The sequence below is a fragment of the Haloarcula sp. Atlit-7R genome (genome assembly GCF_003666065.1).
Classification (GTDB): Archaea; Halobacteriota; Halobacteria; order Halobacteriales; family Haloarculaceae; genus Haloarcula; species Haloarcula taiwanensis.
Genome location: NZ_QXIK01000070.1, coordinates 1 through 525, shown reverse-complemented (window position 1 = coordinate 525; position 525 = coordinate 1). Strand labels below are relative to the sequence as shown.

General features: G+C 56.4%; 1 rRNA gene. It reads right to left on the bottom strand.

The window, feature by feature from the left end:
* Positions 1-523, bottom strand: a 16S ribosomal RNA gene (locus tag D3D01_RS22675); the annotation flags it as partial.
* Positions 524-525: the final 2 nt, after the last annotated feature.

The following is a 525-nucleotide window of genomic DNA, read 5'->3' as shown; positions in this document are numbered from 1 at the left end:
GCTACGGACGCTTTAGGCCCAATAATATCGGCCATCACTTGGACTGCCGGTATTACCGCGGCGGCTGGCACCGGTCTTGCCCAGTCCTTGTTCCTGTACCACCTTACGGTACAGAAAAGCGAGGGCTATATGCCCTCACACTCGGAGTCCCCCTATCGCACTGTCGTGCAGTGTAAAGGTTTCGCGCCTGCTGCGCCCCGTAGGGCCCGGTATCTTGTCTCAGATACCGTCTCCAGGCTCTTGCTCTCACAACCTGTACCGATTATCGGCATGGTGGGCCGTTACCCCACCATCTACCTAATCGGCCGCAGCCACATCCTACAGCGCCGGAACGTTTCTCACTCTCGACACTCCAGTCTGAGAGTGATATCCGCTATTGGCCTCAGTTTCCCGAGGTTATCGCGGTCTGTAGGGTAGTTTGGCCACGTGTTACTGAGCTATATGCCACGAGTCTGAACTCGTGCGACTAGCATGGCTAAATCGGACTCCGATAGCAATGGCCTCCGGCAGGATCAACCGGAATGT